Here is a 14,234-nt window from a genome sequence, read left to right on the forward strand (position 1 = left end):
CGGTGCCCTGTCTCAGAGGGGCGACATCGAGGGACGGGAACAAGGAGACCGCACATGAACCTCGCGCTGTGGATCGTCACCGGACTGCTCGCCGTCGCCTATCTGCTCAGCGGCGGCGGCAAGGTGGTCATACCCAAGGCGAAGATCGCCGCCTTCGGACCCAGTGCGCATTGGGTGAACGACTTCAGCGGCGGCGGCGTGAAGGCCATCGGCGCCCTCGAGGTGCTGGCCGCGGCGGGACTGGTCCTGCCCGCCGCGCTCGGCATCGCGCCGGTTCTGGTGCCGCTGGCCGCCCTCGGCCTGGTGCTGCTCATGATCGGTGCGGCGATCACCCGACTCCGGCGCCACGAGGTCGGACTCATGATGGTGGACGTGGTCTACATCGTCCTGGCAGCGTTCGTGGCGTGGGGCCGCTTCGGCCCCGAGTCCTTCATCCGCTGACAAGGGGAGACGGCTGTCATGGCGTTGTCCACGGCGTTCACGCGGCTGTTCGGTGTCGAGCATCCGATCGCCCTGGCACCGATGGGCGGTTCGGCCGGCGGGGCACTGACCGCGGCGGTCTCGCGCGGCGGCGGGCTCGGACTGCTGGGCAGCGGCAACGGCGACCGGGACTGGCTGTCCCGCGAACTGCCCGTCCTGGCCGCCGAGCGCGCCGGAAGGCCCTGGGGCGTCGGCTTCCAGGCGTGGGCCGTCGATGTGGGTGCGGTGGAGTGGGCGCTGGAGCAGGGCCCGGCGGCGGTGATGCTGTCCTTCGGTGACCCGGGCCCGTTCGCCGAGCGCGTCCGCACTTCCGGTGCGGCGCTGATCCTCCAGGTGACCGACCTGGAGGAGGCCCGCAGGGCGGTGGATCTGGGCGCCGACGTGATCGTGGCGCAGGGCACCGAGGCCGGCGGGCACGGGGCCCGGCAGGGGCGGTCCACACTGCCGTTCGTGCCCGTCGTGGCGGACCTGGCGGCGCCCGTGCCGGTGCTCGCGGCCGGCGGGATCGCCGACGGCCGGGGTGTGGCGGCCGCCCTGGCCCTGGGCGCCGCGGGCGCGCTGCTCGGCACCCGCTTCCAGGCCACGGCGGAGGCCCTGGTCGACCCCGCGACCGCCCGGGCCATCGTCGCGGGGCGCAGCGAGGACACCGAGCGCAACCGGGTGCTGGACATCGCCCGCGGCTCGCGCTGGCCGGCGAAGTACACCGCCCGCACTCTCCCGCACCCCTTCCTCGACCGCTGGCGCGGCAAGGAGACGGAACTCGCCGCCGACCCCGAGGCCGGGCGGTCGTACCGGGAGGCCGTCGTACGCGGTGACATCCCCGCACTTCCGCAGTGGGCGGGCGAGGGCGCGGACCTCATCACCGACCTGCCCTCGGCAGCCGACCTGGTCACCATGCTGGCGGCACAGGCCGAGGACGCGTTGAAACGGGCCGGCGGGAACTGACTCGTACGAGTACTACGGGGACTGGGTCGTACGAGAACTATGGGGGCTGGCTCGTACGAGCACTACGACGACGCCCGCGCCACCAGTTGCGTCGGCAGCACCGCGTGCTGCCGCTCCAGCCCCCGGGACGTGGGCGGGCGGCGGTCGGCGATCTCCGTGAGGAGGAGGTCGATCATCGCGCGGCCCATCTCCTCGATGGGCTGGCGGACGCTGGTCAGCGGCGGGTCCATGTGGCGGGCGATGGCGGAGTCGTCGTAGCCGACGAGGGCCACGTCGTCCGGGATACGGCGGCCCGCCTCGCGCAGCACCTGCCGGGCACCGGCCGCCATCACGTCCGAACCGGCGAAGACCGCGTCCAGGTCGGGGCGTCGGTCCAGGAGCACGGACATGGCCCGGCGGCCGCCCTCCTCCGTGAAGTCCCCCGGTTCGACGAGGAGTTCGTCCACCTCCCGGCCCGCGTCGCGCAGGGCGTCGCGGTAGCCGTCGACGCGGCGCTTGGCGCCGTAGACGTCGAGGCGGCCGGTGATGTGGGCGATGCGGGTGCGGCCGCGGGAGAGCAGGTGCTCCACAGCCGAGCGGGCGCCGCCGTAGTTGTCGGAGTCCACCGAGGTGAGCGTCTCGCCGGCCGAGCGGGGGCCGCTGATCACGGCCGGGATCTCCAGCTGGGCCAGCAGGTCGGGCAGGGGGTCGTCGGCGTGGACCGAGACCAGCAGGACGCCGTCCACCCGGTGGGCCGCCAGGTACTGCGCGAGGCGTCGGCGCTCGCGGTCGCTGCCGGCGAAGATCAGCAGCAACTGCATCTCGGTTTCGGAGAGTTCGGAGCCGACTCCGCGCAGCATGTCGGAGAAGTACGGTTCCGCGAAGAAGCGGGTCTCCGGCTCGGGGACGACGAGCGCGATGGCGTCGGTGCGGTTGGCGGCGAGGGCGCGGGCGGCGGTGTTGGGGACGTAGCCGAGCTCGGCGACCGCCGCCTCGACCGCTGCGCGGGTGGCGTCGCTGACCCGGGGCGAGCCGTTGATCACCCGCGAGACCGTGCCCCGGCCGACCCCGGCACGGGCGGCGACCTCCTCGAGCGTGGGCCGCCCCCCGCTCCGGCCTCGCGCTCCGTGGCTTGCCATGGGCTCCGCCTTTCTCGACCGACTCGTGGTGCTGGCCTGGAATGTAACAGCACCGTTCGCCGCGGTGACCGTCCCCGGGCTGCGCCCCGGGACCCGCAGTTAACGCTCAGATAACTGAACGCAGTTGCCGCTGTCCGCTCCCTTGACACCCCGCTCCGGACCGACGACTCTTCAACACATCACTCATGGGAGCGCTCCCACAGTACCTGGCACCTACACATCCCGCACGTTCCCCGCCCGAGCCGCAGCGAGTACGAACGGGCCCAATTCCATGCAGTTGGCCGGGGGGTCGGCACGTCAGGCAACAGGAGGACGCAATGCGCACGAGCATCCGCCGGTCCCAGCGGCTGATGGCCCTCACGGCCGTTGCCGCGTTGGCCACGGGGCTGCTGGCAGGCTGCGCCAAGGACTCGGACGACGGCTCGTCGGACGGCTCCGGCGGCGGAAACGGCAGTGGCAAAGGCAAGATCACGCTGACCATCGGTACCTTCGGCGTCTTCGGCTACAAGCAGTCCGGCCTCTATGACGAGTACATGAAGCTGCACCCGGACATCAACATCAAGGAGAACGTCACCACCCGCACCGACGTGTACTGGCCGAAGGTGCTCACCCGCCTCCAGGCCGGCTCCGGCACCGACGACATCCAGGCCATCGAGATCGGCAACATCACCGAGGCCGTGCAGACCCAGGCGAACAAGTTCGTCGACCTGGGCAAGGAGGTCGACAAGTCCCAGTGGCTGGACTGGAAGAACGCCCAGGCCACCACCAAGGACGGCAAGCTCATCGGGCTCGGGACGGACATCGGTCCGATGGCCATCTGCTACCGGAAGGACCTGTTCCAGAAGGCCGGGCTGCCGACCGACCGGACCAAGCTCGCCGAGATGTGGAAGGGCGACTGGAGCAAGTACGTCGACGTCGGCAAGCAGTACATGAAGAAGGCGCCCAAGGGCACCAAGTTCGTGGACTCCGCGTCCTCCGTCTACAACGCGGCCCTCGGCGGCGCCGACGAGCGGTACTACGACAACGACGGCAACGTCGCCTGGGACAAGTCCGACGGCGTGAAGAAGGCCTGGAACGTCGCCATGGACGTCGCCACCAGCAACATGTCGGCGAAGCTGAAGCAGTTCGACCCCACCTGGGACCAGGGCTACGCCAACGCCGCCTTCGCCACCGTCGCCTGCCCGGCCTGGATGGTCGGCTACATCGAGCAGAAGTCCGGCGACTCCGGCAAGGGCAAGTGGGACGTGGCGGCGGCGCCCACCGCGGCCAACTGGGGCGGCTCCTGGCTCGGCGTGCCGCTCGCGGGCAAGCACCAGAAGGAGGCCGTCGCGCTGGCCAAGTGGCTGACCGCGCCCGAGCAGCAGGCCAAGGTCTTCGCCAAGCAGGCGAGCTTCCCGTCGACCCCGTCGGCGTACGCGAACCTGAAGCCGGCCGCGGACACCACGGCGTACTTCTCGAACGCGCCGCTCACCCAGATCTTCTCCGACTCGGCGAAGACGATCCCGACGCAGTACTTCGGCATCAAGGACCAGCCGATGAACTCCGCGATCACCGACGTCGGCATCCTCCAGGTCGAGCAGAAGGGCAAGTCGCCGTCCCAGGGCTGGGACGCGGCGTCCAAGGAGATCAAGGACGTGCTCGGCCAGTGACCAGCCCCAAGCAGGCTCTCGCGCACCCCGCGTCGAGCGCCGACGCCGCGCCCGGCACCCCGCCGGGCGCGGCACGGGGCGCTCACGGTCGCGGTACGCCGGCGGGCGCCGACTCCTGGCGCAGCCGGCTGTACCGCTGGGACATGAAGGCGTCGCCGTACGCGTTCGTGTCCCCGTTCTTCGTCCTGTTCGGGGCGTTCACGCTGGTCCCGCTGCTCTACACGGCCTGGTACTCGCTGCACGACGTGCAGCTGTCGTCCCTCGACCACCAGACCTGGGCGGGCCTGGACAACTACAAGAACCTCTGGTCCTCGGATTTCTTCTGGAACGCCCTGAAGAACACCCTGACCATCGGTGTCATCTCGACCGTGCCGCAGCTGCTGGCCGCGATCGGGCTCGCGCATCTGCTGAACTACCGGCTGCGGGGCTCCACCGTCTGGCGTGTGGTGATGCTGACCCCGTACGCCACCTCGGTGGCCGCGGCGACCCTGGTGTTCACGCTGCTGTACTCGTGGGACGGCGGCATGGTCAACTGGATCCTGCACTTCTTCGGGGTGAACCCCGTCAACTGGCGTGAGTCCGACTGGGGTTCGCAGTTCGCGGTGTCGTCGATCGTGATCTGGCGCTGGACCGGCTACAACGCGCTGATCTACCTGGCGGCCATGCAGGCGATCCCGACCGATCTGTACGAGTCGGCGGCGATCGACGGCGCCAGTCGCTGGCAGCAGTTCCGGCATGTGACGATCCCGCAGCTGCGCCCGACGATCCTGTTCACGGTCGTGGTCTCGACGATCGGTGCGACCCAGCTCTTCGGCGAGCCGTTGCTGTTCGGCGGGGTCAGCGGGTCCAAGGGCGGCTCGGAGCACCAGTACCAGACGCTCGGTCTGTACATGTACGACCAGGGCTGGATCATCGGCAACCTCGGCAAGGCGTCCGCGATCGCCTGGTCGATGTTCCTGGTCCTGCTGGTCGTCGCCGCGGTCAATCTGCTGCTCACCCGACGGCTGAGGAAGTCCCAATGACGACCGGTGAACTGACACTGCCCGTGACGAAGGCTCCGAAGGCCGGGCGTCGCCGGGTGATGGGCGCGGGCAAGCAGCTGCACGCGGGCCCGGTGACGTACGTCGTGCTCACCGTCTTCGCGCTGGTCTCCCTCGCCCCGCTGGTGTGGACGGCGATCGCCGCGTCCCGCACCGACCGGCGGCTGGCACAGACCCCGCCGCCGCTGTGGTTCGGCGGCAACCTGTTCAGGAACCTGCAGACGGCCTGGGACCAGGCCGGGCTGGGCACCGCGATGTTCAACTCGGTGATCGTGGCGGGCACGATCACGGTGAGCACGGTGCTGTTCTCGACCCTGGCCGGCTTCGCCTTCGCCAAGCTGCGGTTCCGCTTCTCCAGCCTGCTGTTGCTGCTGACCATCGGCACGATGATGATCCCGCCGCAGCTGGCCGTCGTACCGCTGTACCTGTGGATGTCGGACCTCGGCTGGTCGAACCAGCTGCAGACGGTGATCCTGCCCAGTCTCGTCACCGCCTTCGGCACGTTCTTCATGCGGCAGTACCTGGTGCAGGCGCTGCCGACGGAGCTGATCGAGGCGGCCCGGGTGGACGGGGCGAGCAGCCTGCGGATCGTCTGGCACGTGGTCTTCCCGGCGGCGCGTCCGGCGATGGCCGTGCTCGGCCTGCTGACGTTCGTGTTCGCCTGGAACGACTTCCTGTGGCCGATCATCGCCCTGAACCAGCAGAACCCGACCGTGCAGGTGGCCCTGAACTCGCTCGGCACCGGGTATGTCCCGGACCAGGCGGTGATCATGGCGGGCGCGCTGCTCGGCACGCTGCCACTGCTGGTCGCGTTCGTCCTGTTCGGCAAGCAGATCGTGGGCGGGATCATGCAGGGCGCGATCAAGGGCTGACACCCCCTGCACAGGGGCCGGGCCACCGCCGCCCCGGCCCCTTCCTCCCCCCTCTCCGCCTCCCCCTCCCCTCCCCTCCCCTCCCCCTCCATCGACCCCTGGTCTCCTACGACCCCCAATGGGAGCGCTTCCATGCCTGAACCCGTTACCTCCGTGACCTTTCCTCCCGCCTTCCTCTGGGGCGCCGCGACCTCGGCCTACCAGATCGAGGGGGCGGTGCGGGAGGACGGCCGCACCCCCTCGATCTGGGACACCTTCAGCCATACGCCGGGCAGGACGGCCGGCGGTGAGACCGGTGACACCGCCGTCGACCACTACCACCGCTTCCGCGAGGACGTGGCGCTGATGGCGGAGCTGGGCCTGACCGCGTACCGCTTCTCGGTCTCCTGGTCCCGGGTACAGCCCACGGGCCGGGGCCCGGCGGTCCAGCGCGGCCTGGACTTCTACCGCCGGCTGGTGGACGAACTCCTCGCCCACGGCATCAAACCGGCGCTCACCCTCTACCACTGGGACCTGCCGCAGGAGCTGGAGGACGCGGGCGGCTGGCCGCAGCGGGACACCGCGCTCCGGTTCGCCGAGTACGCGGGGCTGGTCGGCCAGGCGCTGGGCGACCGGGTGGAGCAGTGGATCACCCTCAACGAGCCCTGGTGCAGCGCGTTCCTGGGCTACGGCTCCGGCGTCCACGCCCCCGGCCGTACCGACCCGGCGGCCTCGCTGCGCGCCGCCCACCACCTCAACCTCGCGCACGGTCTCGCGGCTTCCGCCCTGCGCTCGGTCATGCCGGCTCGCAACGAGGTGGCGATCAGCCTCAACTCCTCCGTCGTACGGCCCCTTTCGCAGGACCCGGCCGACCTCGCGGCGGCCCGCCGGATCGACGACCTGGCCAACGGGATCTTCCACGGCCCGATGCTGCACGGGACGTACCCGGAGTCGCTGCTGGAGGCGACGGCCTCGATCACCGACTGGTCGTACGTCCTGGACGGCGACACCCGCACGATCAACGTCCCACTGGACGCGCTGGGCCTGAACTACTACACCCCGGCCCTGGTCTCGGCCGCGTCAGGGGAGGTCAAGGGCCCCCGGGCGGACGGCCACGGCGCCAGCGTGCACTCCCCCTGGCCGGGCGCCGGCGACGTGCTCTTCCACCAGACCCCGGGCGAGCGCACGGAGATGGGCTGGACGATCGATCCGACCGGCCTGTACGACCTGCTCATGCGCTACGCGCGCGAGGCGCCGGGCCTGCCGCTGTACGTGACGGAGAACGGCGCCGCCTACGACGACAAGCCCGACCCCGACGGCCGCGTCCACGACCCCGAGCGCATCGCCTACCTGCACGGCCACCTGTCCGAGGTCCGCCGCGCGATCACCGACGGGGCCGACGTCCGCGGCTACTACCTGTGGTCCCTGATGGACAACTTCGAGTGGGCTTACGGCTACGGCAAGCGGTTCGGCGCGGTGTACGTGGACTACGCAACGCTGGAGCGGACGCCGAAGTCGAGCGCGCGGTGGTACGGGGAGGTCGCGCGGACGGGGGCGCTGCCGGGGGCGGAGTCGGCGGCCTGACCCACGCGAAGGGGCGCGGCAATCCCCCCGGATTGCCGCGCCCCTTGTCATGACGCCCGTTGTCGCGGGTCAGTTGAAGGCGCGGGTCAGTTGAAGGCGCCGAACGCCTTCGAGAAGGCGAACTTGTCCTGGACGATCGAGCTGCAGGTGGGGTCGGCGGAGTTCTTCGCGCCGCCCGCGCACTGCTTGTCGCGGGCCGCGGACCACATCGACAGGCCGCCGAGGCCCTTGGACTTGGCGAAGTTCACCAGCTGGGTGGCGTCGTCCACCTTGAAGACCTCCGTGGAGACGTCGTTGACGCCGATCATCGGGGTGACGGCGACCGTCTTCCAGGCGGCGGCGTCGGAGAGCCCGAGGACGCTCTTGACCTGGGCCTGGGTGGCGGTCGCGGCCTGCTGGGCGTAGTCACCCATGTCGCCGTTGTACGAGGCGCCGTAGTCCATCGCCATGATGTTGACGGTCGAGATCTTCGCGCCGTTGGACTTGGCGTTGGACAGCAGGTTCACGCCGTCCTGGGTGAGGCCCTCGGGCATCACCGGGAGGGTGAAGGAGACGTCCAGGTTAGGGTGCTGCGCCTGGAGCTTCGCTATCGCCTTCGCCCGGAGGGTGTTCGCCGCCGTGTTCGGCAGCGCGCCGCCCTCGACGTCGAAGTCGACCTTGGTCAGCTTGAACGCGTCGACCGCCTTGCCGTACGCCGCCGCCAGCGCGTCCGCGGAGGAGCAGGTGGTGGCCAGTTCGGAGCCGGACGCGCCGCCGAAGGAGACCCGGACGTCACCGCCCTTGGCGCGCAGGGAGCCGATCTGCGCGGCGACGGCGTCGCTGGTCAGGTCGGTGACACCGCCCCACTTGGGGGTGCAGCTGCCGCCGTCGGTGACGAACGCGAGGTTGTAGGTCTTCACACCGGTCGCGTCGGCCGCGCCGACCAGGTCGAAGGCCGGGTAGAGGGAGGTGTCGACGTACGGCGCGAAGCCGGCGGAGGCCGTGGTGCCGCTGCCGGTGGTCCGGGAGGCGGTCGGGGTCGGGGTGGCCGTCCTGGTCGGGGTGGGAGTGGGGCTCTTGGTCGGGGTGGCGGTCGGGGTCGGCGACTGGGTCGCGGTGGGGCGGCCGCTGGGCTCCGGGGTGGCGCCGCCGTCCGCGGAGCACTGGGAGTCGTCGATACGACAGCCGGTCGGGTCGCCCTTGCCGTCGACCACGAAACCGACGGTCACCGACTTGCCGGCGGCGAGGCCCTCGGTGTCCCACTTCGCGGGCTTCACGGTGACGTGCGAACCGCTGACGCTCGACTCGCCGTTCCACAGCGAGCCGAGCCTGGCGCCCGCCGGGAGGTCGAACTCCAGGGTCCAGGTCTTCTCGGTCTGGCCGCTGTTGTTGGTGACGACGTACTGCGCGGTGTAGCCGGTCGACCAGTCGCTGGTCTTGGTGTACGCGGCGTTCACGCCGGCCGCGTTGGCGGTGCCGGTGAGCAGGAGCGCGCCACCGCCGACCACGGCCGTGGCCACGAGACCGCCTATCGCCTTGTTCCTGCCACTGATCCTGCGCCGGTGCGTGGTCATGCGCGTGCCTGCCTTCGCTGTTCACGGGGGTGAGGTGCGGCAGCACGCTAGCGATCCGGAATCGGACAAACGGCCTGATCCGGACGGCCGTTGCAGACCTTAGGGTTCGCTTAAGGAAGGGATCGGGGACGATTAATGGTCGAGACCAGTGGGGACCGGTTTGCCCGATCGGCGTCTTCGGACACGGCCGCGCGCCACCGGCCGCCGCCCGTCCAGCTGGAACCAGATCCGCACCTCGGTGCCGCCCAGCACCGAGGTGCCGACCCGGACGTCCCCGCCGGTGGACTCGGCGAGCCGGCGCACGATGTCGAGCCCGAGGCCGGTCGAACCGGCGCTTCCGGAGCCGCGGCCGCGGGCCATCGCCGCCTCCGGGTCGGATATGCCGGGGCCCGCGTCGGAGACCAGCACGATCACCGCGTCCTCGCCGTTGTGCAGGTCGACCGCGAAGGCGGTGCCCTCGGCGGTGTGCCGGAACACATTGCCGAGCAGGGCGTCGAGCGCGGCGGCCAGATCGGCGCGGGCCACGGGCAGGCGCACCGGCCGCTCGACGCCGGCCACCCGCCACTTGCGGCCCTCGTCCTCGGCGAGCGCGGACCAGAACTCCATGCGCTCGCGCACCACTTCCGCCGCGTCGCACCCGGCGCCGGGACCGAGGGCGGCCGTCTGCGGCTTGGCCTCTCTGGCCGTACGGATGATGGTGTCGACCTCGCGCTCCAGCTGGGCGACCGCGGCCCGGGTCTGCTCGGCGGCCGGTCCGCCGCCCAGGGAGGCCGCGTTGAGCCGCAGCACGGTCAGCGGCGTACGCAGGCGATGCGAGAGGTCCGCGGCCAGCTCCCTCTCGTTGGCGAGGAGTTGGACGACCTGGTCGGCCATGGAGTTGAACGCCACGGCCGCGAGACGCAGTTCGGTCGGGCCGTCCTCCGGCACCCGGGCGCCCAGCCTGCCCTCGCCCAGGTCGTGCGCCCCCTCGACCAGTCGCTGGGCGGGCAGCACCATGCGCACCCCGAGCCGGTCGGCGACCGCGACCGAGCCGACGATCAGCGCGAGGCCGACGGCCGCGAGCACCGCCCAGGCCGTGCCGACGCCGTTGGTCACCTCGGACTCGGGGACGTACACCTCGACGACCGCGATGTCACCGGAGCCGAGCGCGACCGGCTGGAGCAGTGTGGAACCGCCGGCCACCGAGGTCGTGGAGGCGCGGCCCAGTCTCCGTACCGCCTGGATGTCGCGGTCGGCGGCGCGTCGGCGGCCGATGTCCAGCGCGGGCCGGGCTCCGGCGGCGGGCAGATGCACGGCCATCCCGGAGTCGGCGCCGGCCGAGGCCACGACCCGCTCCAGTTTGTCCCGGTCGGTGGTGATGGACAGCGCCGGCGCGACGGCCGCGGCCTCCCGCTCGGCGTTCGAGAACGCCCGGTCGCGGGCCATCTCCTTGACGACCAGGCCGAGCGGGACCGCGAAGGCGACCACGACCATCGTGGTGACCGCCAGGCACACCTTGACCAGGGCCCATCTCATCGCACCGGCTCCCCGTCCGCCGATGGTTCCGTGGGCGGTTCGAGCTTCACGCCGACACCCCGGAGCGTGTGCAGATAACGGGGCCGGGCCGCCGTCTCCCCCAATTTACGGCGCAACCAGGACAGATGGACGTCGATGGTCTGGTCGTCGCCGTAGGACTGCTGCCAGACCTCGGCGAGCAGTTCCCTGCGCGGGACGACCACCCCGGGGCGGCCGGCGAGGAAGGCGAGCAGGTCGAACTCGCGGCGGGTGAGGTCCAGGCGGATCCCGTCCAACTCGGCTTGGCGGCGCAGCGGGTCGACGGTCAGGCCGCCGACCCGCAGGACGCTGGACGGCGGGGCCTCGCCGCCTCCCGACCGGGCCCGGCGCAGCACGGCCGCCATCCGCGCGGAGAGGTGTTCGACGGAGAACGGCTTGGTCAGGTAGTCGTCCGCGCCGGCGTTGAGCAGCCGGACGATCTCCGTCTCGTCGTCCCTGGCGGTGGCGATGATGACGGGGACGTCGGTGATGCCGCGCAGCATCTTCAGCGCCTCGGAGCCGTCCAGGTCCGGCAGTCCGAGGTCCAGGATCACCACGTCGAAACGGAAATGGGCGACCTCGCGCAGCGCCTCCAGTGCCGTACCGACGCTGCGCACGGTGTGTGCGGCGTCGGTCAGATGCCGGATGAGCGCCGAGCGTACGAACTGGTCGTCCTCGACCACGAGCACACTTGCCATGCGCCGCACCGTACGCCATGCGGCCCACGCCGGGCGGACGCCTGTGGATAACTCGGATGATGTGCGCACGGCCGTCCCCCTGGGGCAGGATGGCCCGCGATGCGCAGAGGACTCGTACACGTACTGGCGTGGCTGCTCGCGACGGGAGCGGCGGTCACGCTGTCGTGGTGGGGTGTGCACACGGTGATGGCCGGGACGGCGTACGACCCGCCGCGCGCCCTGCCGGTCACGGCCGCCGACGCGACGGCCCAGGGCTCGAAGTCCGTGAACTCGCCGACGCGTCGCCCCTCCCCGTCGAGGCTGCCGTCGGCCAGCCCGACGGCACCGAGCCCGACACCCACGCGGTCCCCGGGCCACGCCCTCTCCTCCACCGCCTCCGGCCGGGTCAAGTCGTACGACACCGACGGCGGCCGGGCCGTGTTCGACCTGGGCCCGTCCAGTGCCACGCTCGTCTCGGCGACGCCGGGGACCGGCTGGTCGATGCAGGTGTGGAAGACGGAGACGTGGATCCGGGTGGAGTTCAGCAGCGGCACGGACCGGGTGTCGGTGATGTGCACCTGGCACGACGGGCCGCCGCACGTGGATATCGGGAACTACTGAGCCGCGCGCCCGAGAAGAACCGGGTCACCGGAACACCGACGGCGGCGGGGCCGGGGAGGCCACGGCCGCCGCGTCCGTCACGGGGGCCGCGCCGCCCGTGAAGTCGGTCAGCGGCTTGCCGTGTTCGACCCGAGCCGGGTGTGGGTCGGAGGCGGCGCGGCGGGTGAGTTCGGCGACCGGGAGCGGGGCGTCGGAGGCGACCAGAACGGCGTTGCCGAAGCGCTTGCCGCGCAGGACGGCCGGGTCGGCGATCAGCGCGAGCGCGGCGAACCGGGCGGCGGCGGTGGCGATCTGGCCGCGCAGATGGGCGAGCGGCGGGCCGTCGGCGAGGTTGGCGGCGTAGACCCCGTTCGGCTTCAGGGCCCGGCGGACCTCGTCCAGGAACTCGGTGGAGGTGAGATGCGCCGGGGTGCGGGCGCCGCTGAAGACGTCGGCGATGACCAGGTCGGCCCAGCCGTCGGGCACCTTGGCGAGGCCCTCGCGGGCGTCCGCCGATCTGACCCGGATCCGGGCGTTCGGGTCCAACGGCAGCTCTCGGCGGACCAGTTGGACCAGGGACGCGTCCCGCTCGACGACCTGCTGGGTGGAGCGGGGCCGGGTGGCGGCGGTGTACCGGGCGAGGGTGAACGCGCCGCCGCCGAGGTGCACGACGTGCACGGGCTTGCCGGGCGGGGCGACGAGGTCGATGACATGGCCGAGACGGCGCTGGTACTCGAAGGAGAGATGGGCGGGGTCGTCCAGGTCGACGTGCGACTGGGGCGCGCCGTCGATCAGCAGCGTCCAGGCACGGCCCCGGTCGGGGTCGGGTACGAGCTGTGCGAGCCCGCCGTCGACCGCCTCCACGACGGCTTCGACGGCCGCCGACCTGCGCCGCGCGTGCTGTGCCTTCCGCGTGCTCCTGGACCCGCCCACCGGACCATTGTCGCAGCCCGCCCGCACCCCCGCCGCACGGCCGACCACCGCCCTCCCGACCGGCCGGTCCGCTCCACCGCAGCGACGGGCCGGGCCGCTTCACTGCGAGCTGTCGATCCGCCGACCGGCCGAACCGCCACACCGACAGCCGACGGTCCCTGGACCGGCGGATCGTTTCTTCGGCAGCCGTCCGCGCCCCGACCGAGCCGGATCGGCTCACCGACAGCCACCACCCCCGACCAGCCGAGCCGCTCCACCGGCAACAGCCCACCCCTCAACCAGCCGAACCGCTGCCACCGACCCTCCGACCGAGCCGGACCGGCTCACCGGCAGCCACCAACCCCCGACCAACCGAACCACCACACCAGCAACCGCCGATCCTCCGACCGATCCGGGCCGCACCACCGACAGCCACCGCCCCTCAACAAGCCGGGCCGCTCCACCGGCAACCGCCCACCCCTCAACCAGCCGAACCGCTGCCACCGACCCCCCGACCGAGCCGGACCGGCTCACCGGCAGCCACCAACCCCCGACCAGCCGAGCCGCTTCACCGGCAGCCGGTGGTCCCTGGAGTGGCGGATCGTTTCGTCGGCAGTTGTCCGCGACCCGGCCGGCCGGGTGGCCTCACTGGCAGCCGTCCGCCGCCTCGATCAGTCGGGCTGCCTCGCCGAGGGCCCGGCGCAGCACCATCGGGTCGGTGGCGAGGTCGGCCTCGCTGGGCGGCAGCAGCCAGTCGGAGCCCTCCACCGGGGGTTCGGGGTTCAGTCTGAGTCCGCGTCCGTCGGTCTCCGTACAGGTGCTGCCCGGCATGTCCCAGCCGGCCGCCGTGCCCGCCGGAACCAGGAAGCCGAGGGTGGCGCAGCCGCCGTCGTGCAGCACGGGCCCCATCGCCTCACCGGCACCGCGCCGCAGGATGTCGACCGCCTCGAGGCCCTGCCGTGCCGGTACCGTCACAAGGTCGCAGGCCGCCGCGTCCGCGTCGTCGCCCCCGGCCGACGACGGCGACGTACAAGGTTCGTTGCTCTGGCTGGACTCCCTGGTCTCCATTGCCGGCCTCCACCACACAGCCCTGTTGCGGTCCACGGAGCCCAACGCGCGAGCCCGTCAACGGCTACGGCACAAGTGCGCCGCAAAGGATGGCACTTCATGGCAGATCGTGGATGAGATATCCGGTTTGTAGCCAAACACAGCGTGGCGGGCCCTTCACAGCAGGTACGTTCATGCCCGCCGGAACCAGGGCGCCACTCGGACAACTCGTCGCGTATCGCCCC

Annotated in this window: 13 protein-coding genes; 7 read left to right on the plus strand and 6 right to left on the minus strand. The window is 71.6% G+C overall.

What is annotated here, in order from left to right; all coding sequences use genetic code 11:
- Window positions 1-54: 54 nt before the first annotated feature.
- Both LMU33_RS19790 and LMU33_RS19795 read left to right on the plus strand, forming a co-directional pair.
- Window positions 55-441 (plus strand): DoxX family protein, encoded by a 387-nt coding sequence (locus LMU33_RS19790; RefSeq protein ID WP_228621819.1) that lies wholly within the window; start codon window positions 55-57, stop codon window positions 439-441.
- Between the two features lie 18 nt (window positions 442-459).
- On the plus strand, window positions 460-1,425 hold the full coding sequence (locus tag LMU33_RS19795) for an NAD(P)H-dependent flavin oxidoreductase (protein WP_228621820.1): 966 nt from the start codon (window positions 460-462) through the stop codon (window positions 1,423-1,425).
- Between the two features lie 62 nt (window positions 1,426-1,487).
- On the opposite strand, the gene LMU33_RS19800 is transcribed toward LMU33_RS19795, so the two are convergent.
- Complete coding sequence (locus LMU33_RS19800; protein WP_228621821.1) at window positions 1,488-2,543, minus strand: LacI family DNA-binding transcriptional regulator; 1,056 nt, start codon at window positions 2,541-2,543, stop codon at window positions 1,488-1,490.
- 317 nt (window positions 2,544-2,860) lie between these two features.
- Between LMU33_RS19800 and LMU33_RS19805 the strand changes: the two genes are divergently transcribed.
- The 4 genes from LMU33_RS19805 to LMU33_RS19820 all read left to right on the plus strand — a co-directional run bounded on the left by LMU33_RS19805 (window position 2,861) and on the right by LMU33_RS19820 (window position 7,667).
- Window positions 2,861-4,192: an ABC transporter substrate-binding protein gene (locus LMU33_RS19805; RefSeq protein ID WP_228621822.1), complete on the plus strand. Its 1,332-nt coding sequence runs from the start codon at window positions 2,861-2,863 to the stop codon at window positions 4,190-4,192.
- Window positions 4,189-5,214: a carbohydrate ABC transporter permease gene (locus LMU33_RS19810; protein WP_228621823.1), complete on the plus strand. Its 1,026-nt coding sequence runs from the start codon at window positions 4,189-4,191 to the stop codon at window positions 5,212-5,214. The genes LMU33_RS19805 and LMU33_RS19810 overlap by 4 nt, the downstream gene beginning before the upstream one ends.
- Window positions 5,211-6,104 carry a carbohydrate ABC transporter permease gene (locus tag LMU33_RS19815; RefSeq protein WP_228621824.1) on the plus strand — a complete coding sequence of 298 codons (894 nt, stop codon included), beginning with the start codon at window positions 5,211-5,213 and terminating at the stop codon, window positions 6,102-6,104. Before LMU33_RS19810 ends, LMU33_RS19815 begins: the two co-directional genes overlap by 4 nt.
- Before the next feature lie 132 nt (window positions 6,105-6,236).
- A complete protein-coding gene (locus LMU33_RS19820) occupies window positions 6,237-7,667 on the plus strand; it encodes a GH1 family beta-glucosidase (RefSeq protein WP_228621825.1) in 1,431 nt (476 codons plus the stop codon).
- 86 nt (window positions 7,668-7,753) lie between these two features.
- Here LMU33_RS19820 and LMU33_RS19825 read toward each other — a convergent pair whose 3' ends face one another.
- The 3 genes from LMU33_RS19825 to LMU33_RS19835 form a co-directional block, all read right to left on the minus strand.
- Entirely contained in the window at window positions 7,754-9,220 is a 1,467-nt protein-coding gene (locus LMU33_RS19825) for a glycoside hydrolase family 18 protein (protein ID WP_228621826.1), read from the minus strand.
- 132 nt (window positions 9,221-9,352) lie between these two features.
- Window positions 9,353-10,735, minus strand: a complete 1,383-nt coding sequence (locus LMU33_RS19830) for a sensor histidine kinase (protein WP_228621827.1) — start codon at window positions 10,733-10,735, stop codon at window positions 9,353-9,355.
- Entirely contained in the window at window positions 10,732-11,451 is a 720-nt protein-coding gene (locus tag LMU33_RS19835) for a response regulator transcription factor (protein ID WP_228621828.1), read from the minus strand. Before LMU33_RS19835 ends, LMU33_RS19830 begins: the two co-directional genes overlap by 4 nt.
- Before the next feature lie 99 nt (window positions 11,452-11,550).
- Between LMU33_RS19835 and LMU33_RS19840 the strand changes: the two genes are divergently transcribed.
- Window positions 11,551-12,051 carry a hypothetical protein gene (locus tag LMU33_RS19840; protein ID WP_228621829.1) on the plus strand — a complete coding sequence of 167 codons (501 nt, stop codon included), beginning with the start codon at window positions 11,551-11,553 and terminating at the stop codon, window positions 12,049-12,051.
- A gap of 24 nt (window positions 12,052-12,075) precedes the next feature.
- Here LMU33_RS19840 and LMU33_RS19845 read toward each other — a convergent pair whose 3' ends face one another.
- Both LMU33_RS19845 and LMU33_RS19850 read right to left on the minus strand, forming a co-directional pair.
- Window positions 12,076-12,963, minus strand: coding sequence for a spermidine synthase (locus tag LMU33_RS19845; RefSeq protein ID WP_228621830.1), 888 nt, complete (start codon window positions 12,961-12,963; stop codon window positions 12,076-12,078).
- Between the two features lie 624 nt (window positions 12,964-13,587).
- A complete protein-coding gene (locus LMU33_RS19850) occupies window positions 13,588-14,010 on the minus strand; it encodes a hypothetical protein (RefSeq protein WP_228621831.1) in 423 nt (140 codons plus the stop codon).
- Between the last annotated feature and the right edge of the window lie 224 nt (window positions 14,011-14,234).

The sequence above is a fragment of the Streptomyces barringtoniae genome (assembly GCF_020819595.1).
Classification (GTDB): domain Bacteria; phylum Actinomycetota; class Actinomycetes; order Streptomycetales; family Streptomycetaceae; genus Streptomyces; species Streptomyces barringtoniae.

Coding starts and splice junctions, on each gene's coding strand:
- LMU33_RS19830 (WP_228621827.1), bottom strand. CDS start 10,735: ATGAGATGGGCCCTGGTCAAGGTGTGCCTGGCGGTCACCACGATGGTC.
- LMU33_RS19850 (WP_228621831.1), bottom strand. CDS start 14,010: ATGGAGACCAGGGAGTCCAGCCAGAGCAACGAACCTTGTACGTCGCCG.
- LMU33_RS19800 (WP_228621821.1), bottom strand. CDS start 2,543: ATGGCAAGCCACGGAGCGCGAGGCCGGAGCGGGGGGCGGCCCACGCTC.
- LMU33_RS19820 (WP_228621825.1), top strand. CDS start 6,237: ATGCCTGAACCCGTTACCTCCGTGACCTTTCCTCCCGCCTTCCTCTGG.
- LMU33_RS19825 (WP_228621826.1), bottom strand. CDS start 9,220: ATGACCACGCACCGGCGCAGGATCAGTGGCAGGAACAAGGCGATAGGC.
- LMU33_RS19805 (WP_228621822.1), top strand. CDS start 2,861: ATGCGCACGAGCATCCGCCGGTCCCAGCGGCTGATGGCCCTCACGGCC.
- LMU33_RS19815 (WP_228621824.1), top strand. CDS start 5,211: ATGACGACCGGTGAACTGACACTGCCCGTGACGAAGGCTCCGAAGGCC.
- LMU33_RS19790 (WP_228621819.1), top strand. CDS start 55: ATGAACCTCGCGCTGTGGATCGTCACCGGACTGCTCGCCGTCGCCTAT.
- LMU33_RS19795 (WP_228621820.1), top strand. CDS start 460: ATGGCGTTGTCCACGGCGTTCACGCGGCTGTTCGGTGTCGAGCATCCG.
- LMU33_RS19835 (WP_228621828.1), bottom strand. CDS start 11,451: ATGGCAAGTGTGCTCGTGGTCGAGGACGACCAGTTCGTACGCTCGGCG.
- LMU33_RS19840 (WP_228621829.1), top strand. CDS start 11,551: ATGCGCAGAGGACTCGTACACGTACTGGCGTGGCTGCTCGCGACGGGA.